14 protein-coding genes are annotated in these 21,527 nt (G+C 67.9%); 6 read left to right on the forward strand and 8 right to left on the reverse strand.

Annotated features, from left to right (window positions below; translation table 11 throughout):
* Position 1 precedes the first annotated feature (1 nt).
* From OH686_RS11755 to OH686_RS11765, 3 genes are read right to left on the reverse strand one after another with little or no spacing between them, the layout of a single operon-like run.
* The gene (locus OH686_RS11755; RefSeq protein ID WP_502942809.1) at positions 2 to 1,171 is read right to left on the reverse strand and encodes an acyltransferase family protein; all 1,170 of its coding nucleotides are present in this window, start codon (positions 1,169 to 1,171) and stop codon (positions 2 to 4) included.
* 5 nt (positions 1,172 to 1,176) lie between these two features.
* Complete coding sequence (locus OH686_RS11760; RefSeq protein ID WP_289532768.1) at positions 1,177 to 2,658, reverse strand: glycosyltransferase; 1,482 nt, start codon at positions 2,656 to 2,658, stop codon at positions 1,177 to 1,179.
* The gene (locus OH686_RS11765; protein ID WP_289532770.1) at positions 2,655 to 4,046 is read right to left on the reverse strand and encodes a glycosyltransferase; all 1,392 of its coding nucleotides are present in this window, start codon (positions 4,044 to 4,046) and stop codon (positions 2,655 to 2,657) included. The genes OH686_RS11760 and OH686_RS11765 overlap by 4 nt, the downstream gene beginning before the upstream one ends.
* 327 nt (positions 4,047 to 4,373) lie before the next feature.
* Here OH686_RS11765 and OH686_RS11770 point away from each other — a divergent pair, with 327 nt between their 5' ends.
* Both OH686_RS11770 and OH686_RS11775 read left to right on the forward strand, forming a co-directional pair.
* Positions 4,374 to 4,694: a DUF2388 domain-containing protein gene (locus OH686_RS11770; RefSeq protein WP_289532771.1), complete on the forward strand. Its 321-nt coding sequence runs from the start codon at positions 4,374 to 4,376 to the stop codon at positions 4,692 to 4,694.
* Positions 4,694 to 6,655: a DUF7844 domain-containing protein gene (locus OH686_RS11775; protein WP_289538938.1), complete on the forward strand. Its 1,962-nt coding sequence runs from the start codon at positions 4,694 to 4,696 to the stop codon at positions 6,653 to 6,655. Before OH686_RS11770 ends, OH686_RS11775 begins: the two co-directional genes overlap by 1 nt.
* Before the next feature lie 8 nt (positions 6,656 to 6,663).
* On the opposite strand, the gene OH686_RS11780 is transcribed toward OH686_RS11775, so the two are convergent.
* Positions 6,664 to 7,065: a GFA family protein gene (locus OH686_RS11780; RefSeq protein WP_289532772.1), complete on the reverse strand. Its 402-nt coding sequence runs from the start codon at positions 7,063 to 7,065 to the stop codon at positions 6,664 to 6,666.
* Between the two features lie 195 nt (positions 7,066 to 7,260).
* Between OH686_RS11780 and OH686_RS11785 the strand changes: the two genes are divergently transcribed.
* On the forward strand, positions 7,261 to 8,565 hold the full coding sequence (locus OH686_RS11785) for a CitMHS family transporter (protein WP_289532774.1): 1,305 nt from the start codon (positions 7,261 to 7,263) through the stop codon (positions 8,563 to 8,565).
* Between the two features lie 82 nt (positions 8,566 to 8,647).
* Positions 8,648 to 9,406 (forward strand): TerC family protein, encoded by a 759-nt coding sequence (locus OH686_RS11790; RefSeq protein WP_289532776.1) that lies wholly within the window; start codon positions 8,648 to 8,650, stop codon positions 9,404 to 9,406.
* 54 nt (positions 9,407 to 9,460) lie between these two features.
* On the opposite strand, the gene OH686_RS11795 is transcribed toward OH686_RS11790, so the two are convergent.
* The 4 genes from OH686_RS11795 to recC all read right to left on the reverse strand — a co-directional run bounded on the left by OH686_RS11795 (position 9,461) and on the right by recC (position 18,813).
* On the reverse strand, positions 9,461 to 9,910 hold the full coding sequence (locus OH686_RS11795) for a hypothetical protein (protein WP_289532778.1): 450 nt from the start codon (positions 9,908 to 9,910) through the stop codon (positions 9,461 to 9,463).
* 8 nt (positions 9,911 to 9,918) lie between these two features.
* Positions 9,919 to 11,751 carry an exodeoxyribonuclease V subunit alpha gene (gene recD / locus OH686_RS11800; protein ID WP_289532779.1) on the reverse strand — a complete coding sequence of 611 codons (1,833 nt, stop codon included), beginning with the start codon at positions 11,749 to 11,751 and terminating at the stop codon, positions 9,919 to 9,921.
* A 136-nt stretch (positions 11,752 to 11,887) separates the two neighbouring features.
* Positions 11,888 to 15,556 carry a UvrD-helicase domain-containing protein gene (locus tag OH686_RS11805; protein WP_289532781.1) on the reverse strand — a complete coding sequence of 1,223 codons (3,669 nt, stop codon included), beginning with the start codon at positions 15,554 to 15,556 and terminating at the stop codon, positions 11,888 to 11,890.
* The gene (recC, locus tag OH686_RS11810; RefSeq protein ID WP_289532782.1) at positions 15,553 to 18,813 is read right to left on the reverse strand and encodes an exodeoxyribonuclease V subunit gamma; all 3,261 of its coding nucleotides are present in this window, start codon (positions 18,811 to 18,813) and stop codon (positions 15,553 to 15,555) included. The genes OH686_RS11805 and recC overlap by 4 nt, the downstream gene beginning before the upstream one ends.
* Positions 18,814 to 18,921: 108 nt before the next feature.
* Here recC and OH686_RS11815 point away from each other — a divergent pair, with 108 nt between their 5' ends.
* Positions 18,922 to 19,659, forward strand: a complete 738-nt coding sequence (locus OH686_RS11815) for a Bax inhibitor-1/YccA family protein (RefSeq protein WP_137973818.1) — start codon at positions 18,922 to 18,924, stop codon at positions 19,657 to 19,659.
* A gap of 175 nt (positions 19,660 to 19,834) precedes the next feature.
* Positions 19,835 to 21,517, forward strand: a complete 1,683-nt coding sequence (locus OH686_RS11820) for a Na/Pi cotransporter family protein (protein WP_289532783.1) — start codon at positions 19,835 to 19,837, stop codon at positions 21,515 to 21,517.
* Positions 21,518 to 21,527: the final 10 nt, after the last annotated feature.

Consider the following 21,527-nt stretch of genomic DNA (forward strand, 5'->3'; position numbering starts at 1 on the left):
ATTAAGCTCTGGAAATGATTTCTACGGGCCCTGACTGCTTGCCGGCATCCTGCGCAGGCGCGGCAATGAAGCGAGCACTGAATGCTACGCCGTAGCGGCGTAGCGGCACTTCTACAAATCGATAATTGAGCTCCGCCAGTAGGAACAACAGGAACATTCCGCTTAGCAGGTAGGCGAATAGCAGGGGCAGACTGGGCGAGGTGGCCAAGCCCAGGCGGAAGAACAGTTCTCGAACGGCAAAGTAGGCCGGCACGTGGATCAGGTAGATGGCATAGGAGCGACTGCCCACCCACATCAGGAGACTCTTCAGAGGGCCGCTACGCAAAACGAAATCGGCGTCGTATGCCGCCATCCAGACCAGCAGGGCAGAGATGGGAGCAATCACCAGAAAGCTGTAGCTGTTGAAGAAATCATGCCCGCTAGCGACAGCCATGGCACCGACAGCCGCTACCATCAGTAGCAGTCGCCCCGGCTCTCGCAGCGCTGCGAACGGCCGGCTCCAGCCCTGCCAGGATTGCCGGCTGGACCAGAGCGCGATGAGAATGCCGAGAGCAAGGGCATCGGTGCGGAACATCATCAAGTAAAGGTTCCTCGGCAGACACAACTGCACCACCGCGACGGCCAGCAGGAAACACCATAGCTGGCGCTTGAACAGCAGGATTAGGAACGGAAAGAGCAGGTAGAACTGCTCTTCCAACGACAGACTCCAATAGACGTAGCTGGCACCCATCTCGCGTACCATGAAGTTTTCCGCGAACCGCACGTTGGCGTACTGGAAGACCCCAGCCAGGGTTCCCCACAGATTCGCGGAGAAGCTGCCGAATGCCCCGCTCGCGTTGAATGCCACGGATGCCAGCAGGATAAGGCCGAGCCATAGCCAGGCAGCCGGCCAGAGCCGCCACATGCGCCGTACCCAAAAGCTCAGCATGATGCGCCGGGCCGCATGGCCATCGGCAGCGCCGAGCAGTCTCGGCACCAGATCGCGAGCGATGACGAAGCCGGAAACGGCGAAGAAGAGGTCGACACCGAAGGAGCCGCCGATGAACGCCTGCAGGTGGCTCAAGCTCGGCAAGGTCCAAGGGAACAGGTCTGGCAAGTGCTGGAAAACCACGAACAGCACGGCTATCGCACGCAGAACCTCGATATCACCGATACGACGGCCAGCAGACATATCGCTCATGCCTTGGCAACCTCGCCCATACTGAAGAGCTCACGCAATTGCCGCGCTGCAGTATCCCGCGAGCAATGCCGCTGCATCCTCCCCACCGCTGCCTCCGACATGGCTGCGTAGCGCTCAGGCTCGAGTTTGCAGCAACGGTAGGCATCCCGATAGGCCCGCACCAGTGACTCCCAGTTGATCTTCTGCCGGCAGGTCCGATAGGACTTGCGCGGATCATGGGCCCACGCCGTCGCATCCGGCCAACCCTCGACTACGAAGGCAACCTCGGAATCGATGTAGTCGAGCATCGCCGAGTTGCGAGGGGCGACAGCAGGCCGGCCGCAGGACAGGAATTCCATCAGCGGTAGGCACTGCCCCTCTCCGTACGAGGCATTGACCACAAAGTGCGTAGCCTCGATCAGGGCATCGAAATCCGCGCCATCGAGGAATCCGTGCAACAGCACCACGCGGCAGGAGAACCTTGGCAGGCGCGCCATGTAGACCAGCATCTCCTCCATCGCGGAGCGGTATTCGCTGCTGCCGAACTTGAACACCAGGGTCGCGTCGGGACTATCGCGGAACGCCTCGCAGAAGGCAGTGAGCATGTCTTCCCAGTTCTTGCGGCCGTCGTAGGGGTTGAACAGGGCCGTGAAGACCACCCCGGAGAGCTCCAGGCGTTGCTCGCGCGGCCGCCATTGCTCGGGCAACGGCTCCACCGGTGGAGCTTCCGCCTCAGGCAGCGGTCGTCCAAGCAACCTGCACCTCGTCCTGGTCAGCCACCCTGCCAACAGGTCGCTGCCAACCAGCCGATACCACTCCACGCCGTAGCGATAGGTGATGCGTAGCAGCGACTGCTCCCGCGAAACCGGAAGAACATCCGCTTTTCGATTCAGCGCCTCCTGCTCACGCGCCTTGGCTACGGCTGCCGCTGCAATCGGAATATGCGCAGCCAGGGACATAGCTGCGGTATCCAGCAGCACACCAGATCTGACGGTGATCACCGAGCGATCGCGGCGCCCTTCGGCAGCGAGCCTCTGGCGCAAGGGAGAGTACTTGTCCCAGACCGGCGCTGGCGCCGAAACCACCGAATAGTCGCTACCCATTTCGGCTCGTATGGCCGCCAACGTCATCCCCGAATGAGTGATGGCCCGACCGCATTGGCGCAAGGCATATCGCCAGTCCTGACGAGGATCTCCCGACCAGTGCTCGCTCGGGATGGTGTCGAACTCCCAGGCGAGTACCGGCACGGTCGGACACTTGAGCCCCAAGGGCGTCTTGTGCGGCGGAGTGAAGGAAAGAAACACGCAAGGGGCGCCCTCGCGGCGCGCCTTGGCGTAGAGAGGGTCCACTTCCCGCGGGTCCTTTACCACGCTGACCTCACCCAGCTCACGCAGTACCGGCAGGAACTCCTTGAGCACGAAGTAGTAGCTGTACTCGGACAGCCCGAGGCTCTGAGCAATGTTTTCAGAGTTCACCTCGGAATAGACCAGGAACCTCATCCCCGCGCCTCCCGCTCGACACCATGCGTGCCGGCAACACGGTCGAAGAAGCCCGCCAGCTCAGCGCTCACTCTCTCCAGGGAACAGAAGCGGCTCATGCGCTCAAGCGCTGCACACGACATCCCCCGATATCGCTCGGCATCCCCAGCCACCGCGTAGCTGGCGCGATAGGCCTGCATCAGCGAGTGCCAGTTCAGGCGGTGGCTGTGGGTCAGCAGCATGCCCTTGGGATCATGCGGCCAGCACCATGGCTCGAGACTCGTGGCGACAGGGAAAGAGAAATCGGGGCTCAGATAATCGGCCATGGCGGTATGGGTCGGTGCAACCGACGGCTTGCCGCTGCACAGGAACTCCATGAGCGGCAGGCAAAGGCCTTCGCCGGAAGAAGCATTCACGTAATAGGTGCTTGCCCGAATCAGCTGCAGGTACTGCTCGTCCTCGAGGAACCCGTGCAGCACCAAAACGCGGCAGCGGAAGGGCAGGAGCCGAGTCAGCAGCACGAGCAGAGTGCCACGGTACAGCTCGATATCGTGGTGCGTCATCTTGAGCACCAGGGTGGCGTCCTCCACCTCTCGGAATGCCCAGCAGAACGCCGACACCATGTCGATCCAGTTCTTGCGGCCGTCGTTGGGATTGAGAACGGAGACATAGACGACGCCATCCAGGTCTACGACTCCGGTACTGGCAGGAGCTTCTCCAGCGCGAGATGAATCGTGCCCAATCCTAGGCAAGCGCACCTCATGCCACCAGCCCCGCAGCAGTGCCTTGCTGAGGCGAACCGCCTCGGACGTCTTGCGATAGATGATGCTCTCGGGATCAAGCTTGAGCTGACGGCTGTCGATTACCTCGCCCGCGAAGCTCAGCTGCCGCCGCTGCCTGTCTGGCAGCCAGCCCTGCTCGGGAGCGACAGCCGCATATCGAGCCCATACCGGCGCAGGCAGCCCGATGACCGGAGCTCCATCCGGGCAACTGTTGCGAACCAGCTCGGCGGCCTCCAGACTCGTGGCGATGGCTCCCGAGATACGCTCGAACACGTACCCCCAGTCGTTGCGAGGATCATGCCCCCACTCGTCAGCGGTTCCCTCGCAACCCTCCAGGGTCGGTAGGGAGTCGAACTCCCAGGCGAACACACTGATGGTTGGGCACTCGAGCCCCAGCGGGGTCTGGTTGGGCGGACTGAAGCTGAGAAAAACCACGCGCTCGCCCTTGGCGCTGTGTTCCCGGTAAAGCGCATCCACCTCATCAACATGCCTTACGCTAATGATCTGCCCGATTCGCTCCAGGGCCGGCAGAAACTCTTTAAGCAAAAAGAAGTAGCTGTACTCGGGCTTACCCAACGACGCCTGGATTGTGGATTGATCGATTTTTGATCCAACGAGAATGATCATCTTGAGTCCGCCACGCCACACCCAATCCCTGCTGGATGCGGGTACAACTTGTTCTTATAAAAAATAAACGCGCACTCAATCAGCAAATTAGAGCCAAAGCAAGCGCTCCCGGACAATCCGGTCATTTTCATGGCAGATGTAGACCATTGGCGCCCCACATGCAGTGAATCTGACTATGCGGTCTGTTTTCATGCCAGCACTACCGCACCCCGGATTCGGGCGCGCCGGCGTGATCCGCCTCGCGCCACGAGGCCTGCAGGCTTGAACTGGCGCTGCCGAATTTCGTCCAATAGGCAATCCCATCCGTTTCGCTTGCCTGGAGCCACCATGCGCCGCCTATTCCCTGTCCTTCTCGCCACCACCCTCTGCCTCGGAGCCAGCGCGCAGGCGCAGACGCTGGTCGCCACCAGCAACATCATCGTGCGAGCGCTGGATCGCAGCTTCGACTTCACCTCCGACACCACCACCTCGGTGCGTGACATGAAAGTCGTTCGCGCCGCCCGTGATGACGCCGCCAGCTTCGTCGCCAGTCAGGGCGAGATCCGTGGCGCGCAACTGGAAGCGGCCTTCGCCACCCTGCGCGAGCGCCTGCCGGAAGCTCGCCAGGCCGATGACCAGGTGCTCGCCGAAGCCATTCTCGCCCTGTGATTCCCCGCGCCGCGCGCTGGCTGGTCGCGCTGCTGCTCGCCGGCGCCAGCGCCGGCCTTCAGGCCGAGCTGCGCCTGGACCTGGACCGGGAGGGCCTGTCTTCCGCCGAGATCCAGGCCAGCCAGGCCCTGCTGGACCAGGCCGTGGCAGCGCTGCCACCGAGCTTTGTTCAGCGACTGGACCGCAACGTGCGAGTGCAGTGGTCCGCTGATCTGCCGTTCGACGTCTACGGCCGCATCACTCGCCTCGATGCCCTCAGCCTCAACGCTCGACTGTTGCCGCGCCTGCTCGACCCCACGCTGGCCGACGCCAGCAGCGGACGTGCCCACGGCAGCCTGCGCCGCGAGGCGCTGGCCACGGTGCTGCACGAACTGACACACCTGTACGACCGCGCCCGCCTCTGGCCGGCCAGCGAGCGCCTGCAGCAGTGGCGCTGCCGCAACGAATTCGACAGCAGCGGCCTGGTAGGCCAGCGCGACCTGTGCCGTGGGCAGACCGAGCGGCGCTTTAGCCTCAGCGACGATCCGCAGTTGCTCGACCTGGCGGGCTGGCAGCAACAGGTCGGCAAGCGTGGCACCCGCGAGCAGGACAACGGCCAGGTGGCGCGCAGCCCCGATCCCTACGAGCTGAGTAATCCGCGCGAGTTCGTCGCGGTGAACATGGAGTACTTCCTGCTCGACCCGACCTACGCCTGCCGCCGCCCCACTCTGCAGCGCTACCTGCGCCAGCACTTCGCCTGGCAGCCGGCGCAACAGGCCGAGTGCGCCGCCGACTATGCCTACCTCAACGCCGGCCGCGACTTCGCCCGACAGCCCCTGGGCCGGCTCGATCCGGAGCGGGTCTACGAGGTGGACTACCTACTCGCCGAACCCAACCAGCAGTGGGCCAGCCGCTGGGGCCACAGCATGCTGCGCCTGGTGGTGTGCGCCCCTGGCCGTCCGCGCGGCCCGGCCTGCCGCCTGGACCTCGACCAGCACCTGGTGTTGTCCTACCGCGCCTTCGTCGGCGACGTGCAGCTGTCCAGCTGGGACGGCCTGACCGGCGCCTACCCCTCGCGCCTGTTCATCCTGCCGCTGGCCCAGGTGATCGAGGAATACACCAAGGTCGAGCTGCGCGGTCTGTCCTCGATCCCCCTGCGCCTGTCGCGCGAGGAGACCGAGCAACTGGTGGCGCGCGCCGCCGAACAGCACTGGAGCTACGACGGCGACTACTGGTTCCTCTCCAACAACTGCGCGGTGGAGACCCTCAAGCTGCTGCGCGGCGGTACCGGGCGCAACGAGCTGCAGGGGCTGGACAGCATCATGCCCAACGGCCTGCTCGATCTGCTGGAGAGCCGTGGCCTGGTCGACCGCAGCGTGCTGGCCGACCCGCGCGAGGCGCTGCGCCTGGGCTATCGCTTCGACTCGTTCCGCGACCGCTACCAGGCCATGTTCGTGATCCTGCGCGAGCGCCTGGCGGTGCCGCAGCAGGAGGTGGAGGACTGGCTGGCGCTGCCGCCCGAGCAGCGCCGCAGCTGGTTCGCCAAGGCCGACCTGCGCGCCAGCGCCGCGCTATTGCTGCTGGAACAGGCCGCCCTGCGTCGCCAGTTGCTGCTGGCCCAGGAACAGCTCAAGCAGCGCTACCTGGGCGCCCGCGACAACCCCGGCGAACGGCGTTTCGCCGAGGCCGATGCCACCCTGCGGCAGATCCTCGACAACAGCGGCTTCCTCAGCCGTCCGGCGGAGCTGCTGGATGCCGGCTACGGCCTGCCGCAGCCCGGCGAATGGCAGCAGCTGGAAGCCGCCAGCAGCGCGCGCCAGCTCAAGCTGCGCCAGCTCAGCGACGATCTCGACCGCGAAGTCCGCCTCCTGCTGGAGCCCGAGCTGCTAGCCGAGATCGAGGCCGGCGAGGCCAACCTGGAGCAGCTCGGCCAACACCTGCGCACGCTGCACAAGGCCAGCGGCGGCCTGGTCCTGCCGTAGCAAACCGCCTAGAGCTGTTCTTCATCTTCCTCGGGCAACTGCTCGTCCAGATGCAGCCAGGGCAGGCGGCTGGTCACCCAGATATGCCGATCGGCCGGCGCCAGCTCGGGCTGGTCGAGGCTGGCGACCGTCAGGTCCAGGCTGTCCGGGCTGCGATCGGTGAACAGGCTCAGCTGGCAGCCGCAGCGCCCGCAGAAGTAGCGCGTGCAGCTGGCTGATGAGGCATAGGCCGCCGGGCTGCCGCGGGTCCACTGGAAGCTGTCGCGCGGCACCGTCAGCCAGGTGACCACTATGCCGCCGCTGGTGCGCCGGCACACCGAGCAGTGGCAGTGGGCGATGTCGCGCAGCGGCGCGCGGATGCTGTAGCGCAGCTGCCCGCAATGGCAGCCACCGTGGTGCAGTTCGCTCATGACACCCTCCGCAAAGCCCCTTCATCGCCACGCTAGCACGCCGAAAGCTGCCTGAAAGCTTCGCCGCCTAGCATCCGCCCACCGTCGTCCCCGGACCGATGGCCCGACAACAACAAGATGGGTGCCCGCCATGCCTCGCCACCGCCTGCCCGTGGCCTCGCCGCGACGCCGCCGTGCGCCCGCCCGGAGATAGCCATGCTGACTTTCCTCGGCTTCGCCATGGTCATGACCTTCATGTACCTGATCATGAGCAAACGCCTGTCCGCCCTGATCGCGCTGATCATCGTGCCCATCAGCTTCGCCCTGATCGGCGGTTTCGCCGCCGGCATCGGCCCGATGATGCTCGAGGGCATCGGCAAGCTCGCCCCGACCGGGGTGATGCTGATGTTCGCCATCCTCTACTTCGCCCTGATGATCGACTCCGGCCTGTTCGACCCGGCCGTGCGCGCCATCCTGCGCCTGGTCAAGGGCGACCCGCTGAAGGTATCGATGGGCACCGCCGCGCTGGCGCTGATCGTCTCCCTCGACGGCGACGGCGCCACCACCTACATGATCTGCGTCGCCGCCATGCTGCCGCTGTACAGCCGGCTGGGCATGAGCCCGCTGATCATGGCCGGGCTGATCATCCTCGCCGGCGGGATCATGAACATGACCCCCTGGGGCGGCCCCACCGCCCGCGCCGCCAGCGCCCTGCACGTCGACCCGTCGGACATCTTCGTGCCGATGATCCCGGCCATGATCGCCGGCTGCATCGCCCTGTTCGGCGTCGCCTGGGTCTATGGCAAGCGCGAGCGCGCGCGCCTCGGCGTGCTGCACCTGCCGGACGAGCAAGACAACCACGCCGAGATCAGCGTCTCGCAGTACCCGGAGGCGCGTCGGCCCAAGCTGCTGTGGATCAACGGCGCGCTGACCGCCGTGTTGATGGCGACCCTGATCGCCGGCCTGCTGCCGCTGCCGGTGCTGTTCATGATCGCCTTCAGCATCGCCATGATCATCAACTACCCCTGCCTGCAGCAGCAGAAGGAGCGCGTCGCCGCCCATGCCGGCAACGTGCTGGCGGTGGTCGGGCTGATCTTCGCCGCCGGCATCTTCACCGGCATCCTGTCCGGCACCGGCATGGTCGAGGCCATGTCCAAGAGCCTGCTGGCGGTGATTCCCGAGGCGCTCGGCCCGTATTTGGCGGTGATCACCGCCCTGGTGAGCATGCCCTTCACCTTCTTCATGTCCAACGACGCCTTCTACTACGGCGTGCTGCCGGTGCTGGCCGAGGCCGCCGGCCATTACGGCATCAGCCCGGTGGAGATGGCCCGCGCGTCGATCGTCGGCCAGCCGGTGCACCTGCTCAGCCCGCTGGTACCCTCGACCTACCTGCTGGTGGGCCTGGCCAAGATCGAGTTCGGCGACCACCAGCGCTTCACCCTCAAGTGGGCAGTGCTGATCTGCCTGGCCATACTGGTGGCGGCGTTGCTGCTCGGCGTGTTCCCGCTGTTCGGCGGCTGAGCCGACGGCATTTTCACGCAAAGCCGGATAGAATCACGCCGCCCCGCGTGGCCTTCGCTTACCCCGTACAAAGGAATCGATAATGGAATGGCTGACCAACCCGGAGATCTGGGTTGCCTTTCTCACCCTGACGGCCCTGGAAATCGTCCTCGGCATCGACAACATCATCATGATCGCCATCCTGGTCGGTCGCATGCCCCCGCACATGCAGGCGCGCACGCGCTTCTTCGGCCTGGCGCTGGCGATGGTCACCCGTATCGGCCTGCTGCTGTCGATCACCTGGATCATGCGCCTGACCAGCGACCTGTTCGAGCTGTTCGGCCAGGGCATCTCCGGGCGTGACCTGATCCTGTTCTTCGGCGGCCTGTTCCTGCTGTGGAAGAGCACCACCGAGATGTACCACAGCCTGGAAGGCGAGGACGAAGCCGAGCAGCAGTCCAGCGGCGCCGCGCGCAACTTCATCGGCACCATCATCCAGATCGCCATCATCGACATCGTGTTCAGCCTGGACTCGGTGATCACCGCCGTCGGCATGGTCTCCCACGTGCCGGTGATGGTCGCCGCGATCATCGTCGCCGTGCTGGTGATGATGCTGGCCGCCGGCACCATCAGCGACTTCATCGACAAGCACCCGTCGCTGAAGATGCTGGCCCTGGCCTTCCTGGTCGTGGTCGGTACCGTACTGATCGCCGAGAGCTTCGAAGTCCACGTGCCGAAGGGCTACGTCTACTTCGCCATGGCCTTCTCCCTGGCCGTGGAAGCGCTGAACATCCGCATGCGCGTGCTGCGCGGACGCAAGGAAGACCCGGTCAAGCTGCGCAAGGACATGCCGGGCGAATAAGCCGGCAGTGTGAACAAAAGAACGGGGCCGAACGGCCCCGTTTTCGTTTCCGCCTCAACGTCGATAGGTGCCCATCACGGACAGCAGAATCGAGCTCATGCAAAGCGTCGTCAGCACCATGGCGACGATCGGGCCCCAGTGACCGAACAGCTTCTGCAGGAGCTCCAGCCCCCACGTCAGCAACACGTTAAACAGGCGATGGCTGCGTGACTCATCCGCGATGTAGATACCCTGTTGCCACACTTCATAGGCGCTGAGCAGCGGAAGCAGTGTCAGCGGCAACAGCAGCAGGGATAGCCAGAATCCTGTCCTGCTCTCTCCCAGAAGGCCCCATGGGCGATAACCCTCCTGGATCAACTTGAAGGTACAGAGCGCGAAGAAGGCCGTGCCGGCCAACACCAGGTACGGAGTCAGGCTGAACGGCTTTCGATAAAGCATGTACGCAGCGAGCGAGCCCATGATCAGGACGAACCACCACCAGAGGGCCAGAAAGAACTTCTTCATGCTCGTACCTAGAACAAATCCATCTGACCAAGGGCTACGACCGGCGTAGCCTCGCCAGGTAACTCCTGGGAGTTGTCGTAGCCCAACCGCTGCGCCAACCCCGCCGCCCGCTCCGCCTTGCCGTTCACCGCCTCGCTCAGGCGCGCCGGCAGGCCCCAGATTTCGACCTTGTGCTTGGCACGGGTGATGCCGGTGTAGAACAGTGCGCGGGTCAGCAGGGAGCTGGGGCTTTCCGGCAGGGCCAGCAGCACTTCGCTGAACTCCGAACCCTGGCTCTTGTGCACGGTCATGGCGAAGGCGCTGTCGTGGCTGGGCAGGCGCGCCGGGGCGAAGGCGCGGAAGCCGTCTTCACCTTCGAAATAGACGCGCAGGCCGTACTCGCTGGCCAGGCAGATGCCGATATCGCCGTTGAACAGGCCTAGCGCGTAGTCGTTCTGCCGCACCATCACCGCGCGGCCGGGGTACCAGCGCTCGCGCTCGGCCAGCGAGTAGCGGCGCTTGATCCGCGCCTCCAGTGCCTCGTTGATGCCGCTGACGCCCCAGGGGCCTTCGCGCTGGGCGGTGAGGGCACGGAAGGCGTTGAAGGCGGCGAAGGCCTCGGCCGGATCGCCCTTGCGCGCGGCCTGCAGGTAGGGGCGATAGCCCTGTTCCAGGCGCTCCAGCAACGCCGGTTGGCTCGGCTCGGCCTGCCAGGCCAGGTCGGCGCGGCCTTCGCGAAGCAGGTTGAGGGTGCCGGCGGCATCGCCGCCATTGATTCGCCGCGCCAGCTCGCCGATGCCGCTGTCACCGGCGAAGCGGTGGCTGTGGGTGAGCAGCACCACGGCGTCGCCCAGCGCAGAGCGCGGCGTCTCGACCGGCACGGCCTGGCCGGTGATGCGTTGCAGTTCGGCGGCGGCCGCGGCGTCAAAGCCACGGCCCTCGCACAGCTCGGCGAACACCGCGCCGGCCTCCACCGCCGCCAGCTGGTCCTTGTCACCGAGCAGGATCAAGCGCGCCTGCGGCGGCAGCGCGGCGACCAGCTTGGCCATCAGCGCCAGATCGACCATGGACGCCTCGTCTACCACCAGCACATCCAGCGCCAAAGGCCGCGCCGCATCATGGCGCACCGCCGGGCTGTCGCCGCGGCTGCCGAGCAGGCGATGCAGGGTGCGCGCCTCTTCCGGCAGCAGCGTCTTGAGTTCGTCGGCCAGGGGCAGGTCGGCCTTGGCATTGCGGATCGCCTCGGCCATGCGCGCCGCGGCCTTGCCGGTCGGCGCGGCCAGCCCTATGGCCAGCCTGTCGCCGCCGGGCTGCTCAAGCAGAGCCGCCAGCAGGCGCACCACGGTGGTGGTCTTGCCGGTGCCTGGGCCGCCGGATATCACCGCCAGGCGCCGACGTACCGCCTGGGCGGCGGCCAGGCGCTGCCAGTCCGGTTGTTGCTGGTTGAAGGCGAACAGCCGCGCCAGGCTCTCGGCCAGCCGCGCCTCATCCACCTCGGGACGGTCGGCGGCACGGGCCAGCAGCTGTGCGGCGAGTTGCTGCTCGTAGGCCTGGTAGCGTGCCAGGTACAGGCGCTCGCCCTCCAGGATCAGCGGGGCGAATGCACCAGGCCCGGCGACCAGCGCGGAGCCCTGCAGGCGGGTGCGCAGCTCGACCAGCGGCGGCAGGACGAAATCGAATTCTGGCCAGGGACGCTGACCGGCGACCCGCGCCAGCGGCAGGCACACGTCGCCGCCGGCCAGGGCCTCGCTGCACAGGGCGGCGCAGGCGAGCACGGCGTCATCGGCCTGCGGCTCCAGGCGCTGCAGGCTGGCCAGCAGTGCGCGCTCCAGCGGGCCGAGGGGCAGGTCGGCGAGGCTCATCGGGGGAGCTCCCTCACCCCAACCCTCTCCCAGGGGGAGAGGGGGTGGTTGCTCGACGCTTCCATGGCGGACGTAGCCCGGGTGCAATCCGGGAAGGCCGGTACCTGGGCTGCATCCGGGCTACTGCCTGAGCGCATCACTGCACCTCCGCGAACAATGTATCCAGCGCATCCAGCAGAGCATCGTCCGGCCGGGAGAAGTACACCCCGGCCTCCGGCATGCCGCGCAGGAACAGGTAGAAGGCGCCACCCAGCTGCGCATGGGTGAAGCCGGCCAGGCGCGTGCGCAGGAAGCGGCGCAGCGCCACCAGGTAGATCAGGTATTGCAGGTGGTAGTGCTCGCCGGCGATGGCCTGCTCCAGGCGCTCGGTGCCGTAGTGCTCGGCGGTCGGGCCGAGCCAGTTGGACTTGTAGTCGAGGATGTACCAGCGCCCGTCGTGCTCGAAGGTCAGATCGATGAAACCCTTGAGGAAGCCCTGCAGCTCGTCGAACTGCAGGCGCTCGGCGGCCTGGCGCATGGCTGACGGCAGGCCGTACGCCGGGTCGGCGAGCAGCGCGCGCAAACGCTCCACGTCCAGGCGTTCGACCGGGAAGGTGAAGCCCAGCTCGGGCAGGCGGCGGGTCGGGTCGAGGGCGGCCAGGCGCAGACCTTGGCCGTCCAGGTCGCAGTCCAGCACGCGCTGCAGCTGCGCGGTGGCGGTCTCGGCCCAGGTCGCGGCATCGATGCCGTGATCCTGCAGGGCGGCCGGCACCAGCTGCTCAAGGCTGCCCTTGCCGCGCATCCAGTCTTCGAGGATGGCGTGCAGGCAGGTACCGGCGCGGGCGCCACGGGGGAAGGCGAAGAAGCCGGCGCCGGGTTCGCTGGCGGCGGGCATGGCCAGGTGGTCGCGATCCGGTGCCTCCATGTGCATGCCCGCCGCCAATCCCGAGAAGCTACCGATGCGCCAGGCGCTGTGCAGGCTGCGAGCGAAGCCCTGCAGGGCCTGCGGCGGCTCGGCGCGGCTCTCGCCGGCGGCGCTGGTTTCTTCCAGCAGCAGCGGCAGGCGGGCGATCAGACCGTCGCTGCCCTGCGCCAGCGCATCCAGCTCGGCGGCCAGTGCCAGCCCATCACGGCCGGCAAGGTGCGCCGCCAGTTCGCCCAGCGCATCGGCGCCGGGCAGCTTGCGGCCGTGCAGCAGCCAGGCCAGGGCGCTGCTGTGCAGGCCCTCGTCGGGCAGCGAGCCATCCTTCTTCGGCTTGGGCATGGCGGCCGGCCCCCAGTGCAGCCACAGGCGATCGCGGGCGCGGGTCAGGGCCACATAGGTCAGGCGCAGCTTCTCGGCGAAGCTCTCGCGGCGCGCCGCCTGCAGGCGTTCGTCCAGGCGCGCGCTGCCCAGGTCGAGCAGCGGCTGGCCGTGTTCGTCGTGGCAGCGCGCGCTGTCGGTGTGCTGGCCGAGCAGGCGGCCGTCCCACAGGAAGGGACAGAACACCAATGGATATTCCAGGCCCTTGGAGGTGTGGATGGTGACGATCTGCACCCGCTCGGCATCGCTCTCCAGGCGCAGCAGCGCATCCTCGCCGGCGCCCTCGCTGCCGCGCTGGCCGTCGAACCAGGCGAGCAACGCCTCCAGCCCGGGACGCTGCAGGCTCTCGGCCTGCAGCAGCTCGGCCAGGTGCAGCAGATTGGTCAGCCGCCGCTCGCCGTCGATACCGGCCAGCAGGCGCTCGGCCACCCGCTCCTGATCCAACCACGCTCTAAAGACGCGCATGAAGCCGTGCTGCTGCCACAGCTGGTGATACTGCTCGGCGGCGGCGCGCTCCTCGTCCCAGGCGCGTTCGTCGTCCTGACAGCGGGCGATCTGCGCGGCGTCGCGGCCCAGCAGGCGGGTGGCCAGGGCGTAGCGCAGCACGCCTTCGCGCCCCGGCTCGGCATAGGCGGCCAGCACCGCCGCCAGCTCGCCGGCCTCCTCGCTGTGCCAGACGCTGTCGCGGCCACGGCGCACGCTGGGCACGCCACGGGCCGCCAGCTCGGCGGCGACGCTGGCGGCCTCGCGGTGGTTGCTGACCAGCACGGCGATATGGCCACCCTTCAGCGGCTGCCTGTCGCCGTCCTCGGCGAAATAGGCATCACCTTGCGCACTGGCGGCGAGCAGCGCGGCAATCCTGCGCGCCGTATCGGTGGCGGCCAGCTCGCCGGCGCGCGCCTTGTTCAGCCCCTCGTCGCCGAGCCAGACCAGGCCCAGCGGCGCACCGCCGTCCTGCTCGGGCAGCACCAGCTGCGCCCGCGCCTTCTTGCCGGCGCTGACCGGCGGGTAGTTCAGCCCCTCTTCGGCGAACGGCTGCGGACGGGCGAACAGGCGGTTGAGCGCGGCGATCAGCTCGGGGGTGGAACGGTAGTTGAAGGGCAGGTCGTACTGCCGCTCGGCCGCATCCCGCGCCTTGAGGTAGGTGGCCAGGTCGGCGCCACGGAAGGCATAGATGGCTTGCTTGGGGTCACCGACAAAACAGAGGTCGCCACGCGGGCTACTGCGCGACTCGCCAGCGTTGTCGGATTCTCTCTCAGACCTCGCCGTACTCGCTGTACTGTCTCGGCCTTCGCTCGAAAGCCTCCTAGCCGGCAAGCCGCTCGCTACACCCGCCGCTTTTGGATAGATGCGGTCGAAGATGGCGTACTGGATCGGATCGGTGTCCTGGAATTCGTCGATCAGCGCCAGCGGGTACTGCTCGCGTAGGCGCGCGCCCAGGTCCTCGCCGGCCGACCCGTGCAGCGCCTCGTGCAGGCGGTTGAGCAGGTCGTCGAAGGCCAGCAGGCGCTGGGTCGCCTTGCGTTGCGGCAGCTCGACATTGAGCCGGTCGAGCAGCTCGACCTGCAGGGCGATCAGTTTCTGCCGGCCCGCCGGCTCGGCGGAGGCCAGGGCCTCGGATAGCGCATCCAGCGCCTCGGCCAGCTCGCACTGCGGCGCGTCGAAGCCCTTCTTGCAGGCCTTGCCCAGGGCGATGGCGCCCAGCTTGAGCAGCCCGTCCGGGGCCTCGAACAGCGCCGCCGGGTCGGCGAAGTAGGCATCCAGCTCGGCCGACCACAGCGGCAGCTTGGCGACCTTGTGGGTGGTCTGGCTGAGGCCGCCGTGCCCGCGCAGGGTCTCGATCCAGCCGTAGCCGGCGGCGTGCCACAGTGCGGCGGCGCGTTGCCAGGCGGCGCTGGCGGCGCTCAGCTCGGCGCCGCTGGCCGCCTCGCGCGGCTCCACCCGCAGGTAGGGTTTGCCCAAGTGGCTGCGCAGGGCCTGACGCAGGGTGGAGGGGGTGATCCTGGCCCTGGCCAGGAAGCGCGCCCAGGCCGGGTCGGCCTCGGCAAGCACGTGGCGCCAGGCATCGCCGAGCAGGCCGTCGAGCACCTCGCGGTCGTCCTGGGTCAGCTCGGCATCGAAGTCGCCACCGGCCTCGAAGGCCGAGTCCTGCAGGGCGCGCTGGCAGAAGCCGTGGATAGTGAAGATCGCCGCCTCGTCGAAGCCGTGCACGGCCAGCAGCAGGCGGCGGCGCGCCGCCTCGCCGGGATGGCGGCGGTGCAGCTCATTGAGGAAGTCATCGCCGCTCTCGCCGCCTTCATACAGCGCCAGCAGCTCGGCCAGGCGCGCGCGGATGCGTTCGCGCAGCTCGGCGGTGGCCGCGGTGGTGTAGGTGACCACCAGGATCTGCCCGACGCTCAGCTGCTGCTCCAGCAGTAGGCGGGCATACAGCGCGGTCAGGGTCCAGGTCTTGCCGGTACCGGCGCTGGCCTCTATCAGCGAGCGGCCGGCGAAGGACGAATCCTGCAGGTTCAGGTCGTTCATTCGGCCTCCTCCTCGCCACTGGCCAGGGCCTTGAGCGCCGGGCCCAGCAGCCGCTCGGCGAGCTGCTCGAAGCGCTCGCCGAGCGGGTCGCGCTCGCGGAAGGCCAGGGCGTACCAGGGGTCGAGGGCCTCGCCGGGCACGGGGCTGAACTCGGCGCCGAGCCAGGCCGCCTCGGCCTTGTCGCGGGCAGCGTCACGCGGCTCCTTGCGGCTCTTTGCGCTGGGCGTACACAGGGCCTTGGCGAACTCGTAGCTGCTGCGGGTGATAAAGGGCAGCGGCGCACTCAGGGCCTTGCGGTAGGCAACCAGCCAAGGTTCGAGCAGTGCTTCGGGGTTGTCCAGCGGGCCGAGCTGCCAGTCGCCGGCCGGCGAGACCAGCAGGCTCTCGCGGGCGATGCCCGTGGTGGCGGACACGTTGAGCAGCAGGTGGCGCAGCCAGAAGCCGGGCAGGTCCCAGGCACCGGGGGCGGCCAGGCGCCAGTCGAACAGGCCGTGGCTGGTCACGCCGTCCAGCCAGCCGTGCACGCGCACGCCGGCCAGTTCGATATCCACCAGCAGCGGCTGCGGCGTCTCCTCCGGGCGTGCCTCGAACAGGCGCGGGGCGAAGGCGCGCACCGGGCCGCGCTGCTTGCCCCACAGGGCGTGGCCCAGCTCGCCGGGCGGCAACCAGCCGGCGGCGCGGGCGATGCGCCGCTCCTGCTCCTCGGACCAGCCACGCTCCACCGCCTGCAGGGCCAGCTGGCGCAGGCCACGACGGGCCGGACCTTCGAGGGCGAAGGGTTCGTCGGCGGCGATGGCCTCGTCGGCATCGGCCAGGCGCAGACCCAGGCGCTGCTCCAGGAGGAAGCGCGCCGGATGGCGGAAGCACTGCAGCAGCTGGCTCGGCTCTATCGTGAGCCAGTCCTCCCCCGGTTCGGGCAGCCGCTCGATAAAGGCTGGCGGCGTCAGCAGCGGCGCCTCAGCCAGACGCCGAGCGGCGCGGAACCAGGCGGGGGCGAAGCCCTGGCGCGCGCTGGCGGCCGCGAAGTTGCCGGGAGCGAACGGCTGCAGCGGATGGTCGATGGTGATGCGCGCACTGGCCTTGCTCTCGCCCCGGGTCGCGGTGAGATCCACCGTCTCCAGCAGCTCGCTGACCAGCACCGAGGGTGGCAGCTCGGCGTTGTCGCGCGGGTCGCGGCCGACGTAGCTCAGGTACAGGCCATCGCGGGCGCTGAGCAGGGTTTCGAGGAACAGGTAGCGGTCGTCCAGGCGCCGCGCCCGGTCGCCGCGGCGCGGGCGCCTGGCGATCAGGTCGAAGCCGGCCACCGGCGTGCGCCGGGGCAGGGCGCCGTCGTCCAGGCCGAGCAGGCAGACCAGGCGGAACGGCAGGCTGCGCATCGGCACCATGGTGCAGAAGGTCACCGCGCCGGTGAGGAAGCCCGAGGCGCCGCTGCCGCTCTCCAGCGCCGCGCCGAGCTGCTGGCGCACCAGCGCCAGTTGCAGCGGGCGCTCGATGCCGGCATCCAGAGCCTGCCGGCCCAGTGCAGCACAGGCCTGGCTGAGCAGGAGCAGGGTGTCGCCGGATTCGCGTTCGTCGAACAGCACGTCGATCAGGCCCTGCAGGTCCAGCGCCCAGTCGGCCAGCGGACGGTCACGCTGCAGGCGTTCGGCCAGGCCGGCGAGCAGTTCGACGAAGGCACACAGGCGACCGAGCAGCTGACCACGCGCACCTTCCAGGGCATCCAGCGGCAGGCTGTCGCCGAGCAGCGGCACGCCGTCGCCGGCCAGTTGCGGCGGTGCGGCGAAGCCCAGCAGCAGGCGGTCCAGGCCCTGGCGCCAGGTGAAGGCGTCATCGGCGGGCAAATCGAGGGCGGCACGATGACCAGCGTCGCGGCCCCAGCGCACGCCGGCCTGGTGCAGCCAGTCGCGCAGCAGCGGCAGGTCTTCAGGTTCGATGCCGGCGCGGCGGGCGATGGCCGGCTGTTCCAGCCAGGCGAGGATCTCCTCGGCGGCGAAGCGGCTCTCGGGCAGGCTGAGCAGGCCGAGGAAGGCCTCGATCAGCGGGGTCTCGGCGCGCAGGCTGCGGTCGGCCAGGCTGAAGGGAATATGCGGCGCGCCTTCGCGACGGGCGAACACGGCTTCTATGTAGGGCGCGTAGCGCTCGATATCCGGAGTCAGCACCACCACCTGATCGGGGCTCAGCCGCGGGTCGGCGGCGAAGCGCGCCAGCAGCTGGTCATGCAGGATCTCCACCTCTCGCAGCGGCGAGTGGGCGATGTGCAGCTCCAGCGAGCGGTCGTCGTCGCGCAGGGCCAGGCGCTCATCCGGGGTGCGGGTGCGCAGGCGCAGGATGTCCTGCTGCAGGGCGTGCAGCAGGCTGTCGTCGGTAAGCTCCGCGTCCTGCGGGTAGATGCCGTTCTCCTCGGCGATCTGCCCGAGCAAGCTGTCGAAGAAGTCGCGGCCCTGCTTGCCCAGGCTGGCCAGCAGCGGGTGGCCGACGTCGAGATACCAGTCGTCCGGGCTGACCTCGGACTGGGCCAGCTCGCGCACGTCGCGAATCTCGCCCCAGGCCTCGCGGCAGGGGTTGAGGGCGAAGATCACCACGTCGGTGTGCCGCGCCAGCCCCTCCAACACCCGCAGGTGGTGCGGCGGCAGCGAGCTGATGCCGAACACCAGCAGGCGCTCGGGCATTCCGTCGATGGGCGTGGCGGCATGCAGGCGCGCCAGCAGCTCGCCGAGCAGGCGCGCGCGGTGCGGGTGGCCATCGCGGGTCAGCTCCTGCCACAGCAGCGCCTGCCAGCTTTCGTCCGCACCCAGGTCGCACAGCTCGCCGCGTTCCCAGGCGGCCAGCCAGTCGTCGCGATAGAGCAGGTACTGGTCGAACACGTCGGCGATCTTCGCCGCCAGGGCCAGGCGGCGGCGCTCGTCGCCACCTTCCAGGTAACGCTGCAGGCGTTCGGCACGGGCCAGGTTGGTCGGCTCGCACAGCCAGTCGTACAGGCGCCAGGTCATCGCCTGCGGGTTGAACGCGGACTGCTCCGGCAGGGCGCCGAGCACCTGGCGCGCCAGGCCCCAGACGAAGCTGGACGGCAGCTGCACCTCCAGGTGCATGGCGATGCCCTGCTCGCGCGCCAGCTGCAGGGTCAGCCAGCGACCGATGCCCTGGCTCGGTACCACCACCCGCGCCGGCGCCAGCACGTCCGCCTGCGGCTGGGCGAGCAGCCGGCAGGCCAACAGGCCGAGGGTTTCCAGGTCGGGGGCGTGGTACAGGCTGAGCATGGGCGGCGCTGGCGATTGGATTGCCGCAAGGTTAACAAGAAGCGCCGCCGGCGCGGATTTTTTGCTACCGTGCCGGCGCCGACATAACAACGACGCAAGGAGCGCAACATGGCATCTGGCAATCCCTCGCTTTCCGAAAAAGCCTTCAGCAACCTGGATGTATCCGCAGACCCGATGACCCTCGGCGGCACCGTCAACAAGACGGCCATGCTGCTGGCCCTGACGCTGATCTCGGCGGTCTGGGTGTGGAACAGCTACTTCAGCAACCCCGAGGCGGCCGCCGGCCTGATGCCCTGGGTGCTGGGCAGCGCCATCGGCGGCTTCCTGCTGTCGCTGATCATCATCTTCGCCAAGCGCACCGCACCCTACCTGGCGCCGCTGCATGCGCTGGTCGAGGGTGTGTTCGTCGGCGCCATCTCGGCGTTCTACGAGGCCAAGTACCCGGGCATCGTCGTGCAGGCGGTGGCGCTGACCTTCGGCACCCTGTTCTGCCTGCTGGCCGCGTACCGCAGCGGGCTGATCCGCGCCACCGAGAACTTCAAGCTGGGCGTGGTCGCCGCCACCGGCGCCATCTGCCTGCTGTACCTGGTCAACCTGGGCCTGCGCCTGTTCACCGACCTGTCGATCCCCTTCATCCATGAGAGCGGCGTGCTCGGCATCTGCTTCAGCCTGTTCGTGGTGGTGATCGCCGCGCTCAACCTGGTGCTGGATTTCGACTTCATCGAGCAGGGCGTCGAGCAGCAGTGCCCGAAGTACATGGAGTGGTATGCCGCCTTCGGCCTGATGCTGACCCTAGTCTGGCTGTACCTGGAAATCCTCCGCCTGCTGGCCAAGCTGCGCCGCTGACACACCCACGCACGGAGCGCCGCTCGGCGGCTCCGTGCCGCCGCAACGCAGGGCAAGGTCGATCTTCCGCAGCGAAGCTGAACGGCTGGCGCTGTCATCGATCTACAACTAAAGCTAAACAGGAGGGCGCCGGAAACCGCACCCATCGAAGAAGAGCGAGCCCCGAGGCTGCGCCATGCTGACCCTGCTCAATCTGTTGTCCGCCATCGCCCTGCTGGTGTGGGGCACCCATATCGTGCGCACCGGCATCCTGCGGGTGTATGGCTCGCAGCTGCGGCGCATCCTCAGCCACAGCGTGGCGCGGCGGCCGCAGGCGTTCGCCGCCGGCATCGGCGTCACCGCCCTGGTGCAGAGCAGCAACGCCACCGCCCTGCTGGTCACCTCCTTCGTCGCCCAGGAACTGATGGCGCTGGCCCCGGCCCTGGCGATCATGCTCGGTGCCGACGTCGGTACGGCGCTGATGGCACGGGTGCTGACCCTCGACCTGTCGTGGCTGTCGCCGCTGCTGATCTTCGTCGGCGTGGTGCTGTTCCTCTCACGCAAGCAGAGCCGCCTGGGCCAGATCGGCCGGGTGGCGATCGGCCTCGGCCTGCTGATCCTGGCCTTGCAGCTGATCGTCCAGGCCGCGCGGCCGATCGCCGAATCCCACAGCATCGAGGCGCTGTTCGCCTCGCTGACCGGCGACCTGCTGCTGGATGCCCTGGTCGGTGCGCTGTTCGCCCTGATCACCTATTCCAGCCTGGCCGCCGTGCTGCTCACCGCCACCCTGGCCGGCAGCGGCATGATCAGCCTGCCGGTGGCCATCGGCCTGGTCATCGGCGCCAATATCGGCAGCGGCGTGCTGGCGCTGATCAACAGCAGCATGCAGTCGGCGGCCGGGCGCCGGGTGGCCGTGGGCAGCCTGCTGTACAAGCTGCTCGGCCTGCTCCTGGTACTGCCGCTGGTGGAGCCGCTGGTGCACTGGATGGAACAGCTGGACTGGTCCGCCGCGACCCTGGTGATCGGCTTCCACCTGGTCTACAACAGCCTGCGCTGTCTGCTGCTGCTACCGACCGTAGGCTGGATGGCACGCCTGTGCAGCCTGCTGCTGCCGGAGCGGGCGCGCGACGAAGGCGTGGCCCGCCCGCGCCACCTCGACCGCACGGCGCTGGAGACGCCCAGCCTGGCGCTGGCCAACGCGGTGCGCGAGACCCTGCGCATCGGCGACCTGGTGGAGCAGATGCTGGTGCACCTGCGCGAGGTGCTGCACGGCGGCTCCGGCGAGGCCAGCCAACAGTTGCGGCGCCTGGACGACGACGTCGATGCCCTGTACGGCGCGGTCAAGCTGTACCTGGCGCAGATGCCGCGCGACGACCTGCCGGCCCATGACAGCCGGCGCTGGGCGGAGATCATCGAGCTGGCGGTGAACCTGGAGCATGCCGGCGACCTGATCGAGCAGATGGCCGGCAAGCTCGACAACCACAAGCGCGCCCGCCACTACAGCTTCTCCGACAGCGGCCTGGAGGAACTCAGCGGCCTGCACGAGCTGCTGGCCAACAACCTGCGCCTGGGCCTCAACGTGTTCCTTAACGGCAACCGCGACAATGCCCAGCGCCTGCTGCAGGAGAAACGCCGCTTCCGCCGCGAGGAACGCAAGCTGGCCCACGCCCATGTCGGCCGCCTCAGCCGCCAGGTGGTGCAGAGCATCGAGACCAGCGCCCTGCACCTGGAGCTGATCGCCGACATGAAGCGCCTCAACTCGCTGTTCTGCGGCAGCGCCTATGTGGTGCTGGAAGACGTCGGCAATGAAGGAGCGCAGGAAGAGGAGAACGGTGCGGCGCTGCCCCCGGACAATGGCGAGGCGCCGCCGGCCGCCTGAGGCTCAGTGC

The sequence above is a fragment of the Pseudomonas sp. SO81 genome, assembly GCF_030374125.1.
GTDB lineage: Bacteria > Pseudomonadota > Gammaproteobacteria > Pseudomonadales > Pseudomonadaceae > Aquipseudomonas.

Bases quoted from the DNA above. Each gene is read 5' to 3' on its own strand.
- OH686_RS11760 (WP_289532768.1), bottom strand. From the start codon at position 2,658: ATGAGGTTCCTGGTCTATTCCGAGGTGAACTCTGAAAACATTGCTCAG.
- recC (WP_289532782.1), bottom strand. From the start codon at position 18,813: ATGCTCAGCCTGTACCACGCCCCCGACCTGGAAACCCTCGGCCTGTTG.
- OH686_RS11765 (WP_289532770.1), bottom strand. From the start codon at position 4,046: ATGATCATTCTCGTTGGATCAAAAATCGATCAATCCACAATCCAGGCG.
- OH686_RS11805 (WP_289532781.1), bottom strand. From the start codon at position 15,556: ATGAACGACCTGAACCTGCAGGATTCGTCCTTCGCCGGCCGCTCGCTG.
- recD (WP_289532779.1), bottom strand. From the start codon at position 11,751: ATGAGCCTCGCCGACCTGCCCCTCGGCCCGCTGGAGCGCGCACTGCTG.
- OH686_RS11755 (WP_502942809.1), bottom strand. From the start codon at position 1,171: ATGTCTGCTGGCCGTCGTATCGGTGATATCGAGGTTCTGCGTGCGATA.
- OH686_RS11815 (WP_137973818.1), top strand. From the start codon at position 18,922: ATGGCATCTGGCAATCCCTCGCTTTCCGAAAAAGCCTTCAGCAACCTG.
- OH686_RS11780 (WP_289532772.1), bottom strand. From the start codon at position 7,065: ATGAGCGAACTGCACCACGGTGGCTGCCATTGCGGGCAGCTGCGCTAC.
- OH686_RS11785 (WP_289532774.1), top strand. From the start codon at position 7,261: ATGCTGACTTTCCTCGGCTTCGCCATGGTCATGACCTTCATGTACCTG.
- OH686_RS11770 (WP_289532771.1), top strand. From the start codon at position 4,374: ATGCGCCGCCTATTCCCTGTCCTTCTCGCCACCACCCTCTGCCTCGGA.
- OH686_RS11820 (WP_289532783.1), top strand. From the start codon at position 19,835: ATGCTGACCCTGCTCAATCTGTTGTCCGCCATCGCCCTGCTGGTGTGG.
- OH686_RS11790 (WP_289532776.1), top strand. From the start codon at position 8,648: ATGGAATGGCTGACCAACCCGGAGATCTGGGTTGCCTTTCTCACCCTG.
- OH686_RS11795 (WP_289532778.1), bottom strand. From the start codon at position 9,910: ATGAAGAAGTTCTTTCTGGCCCTCTGGTGGTGGTTCGTCCTGATCATG.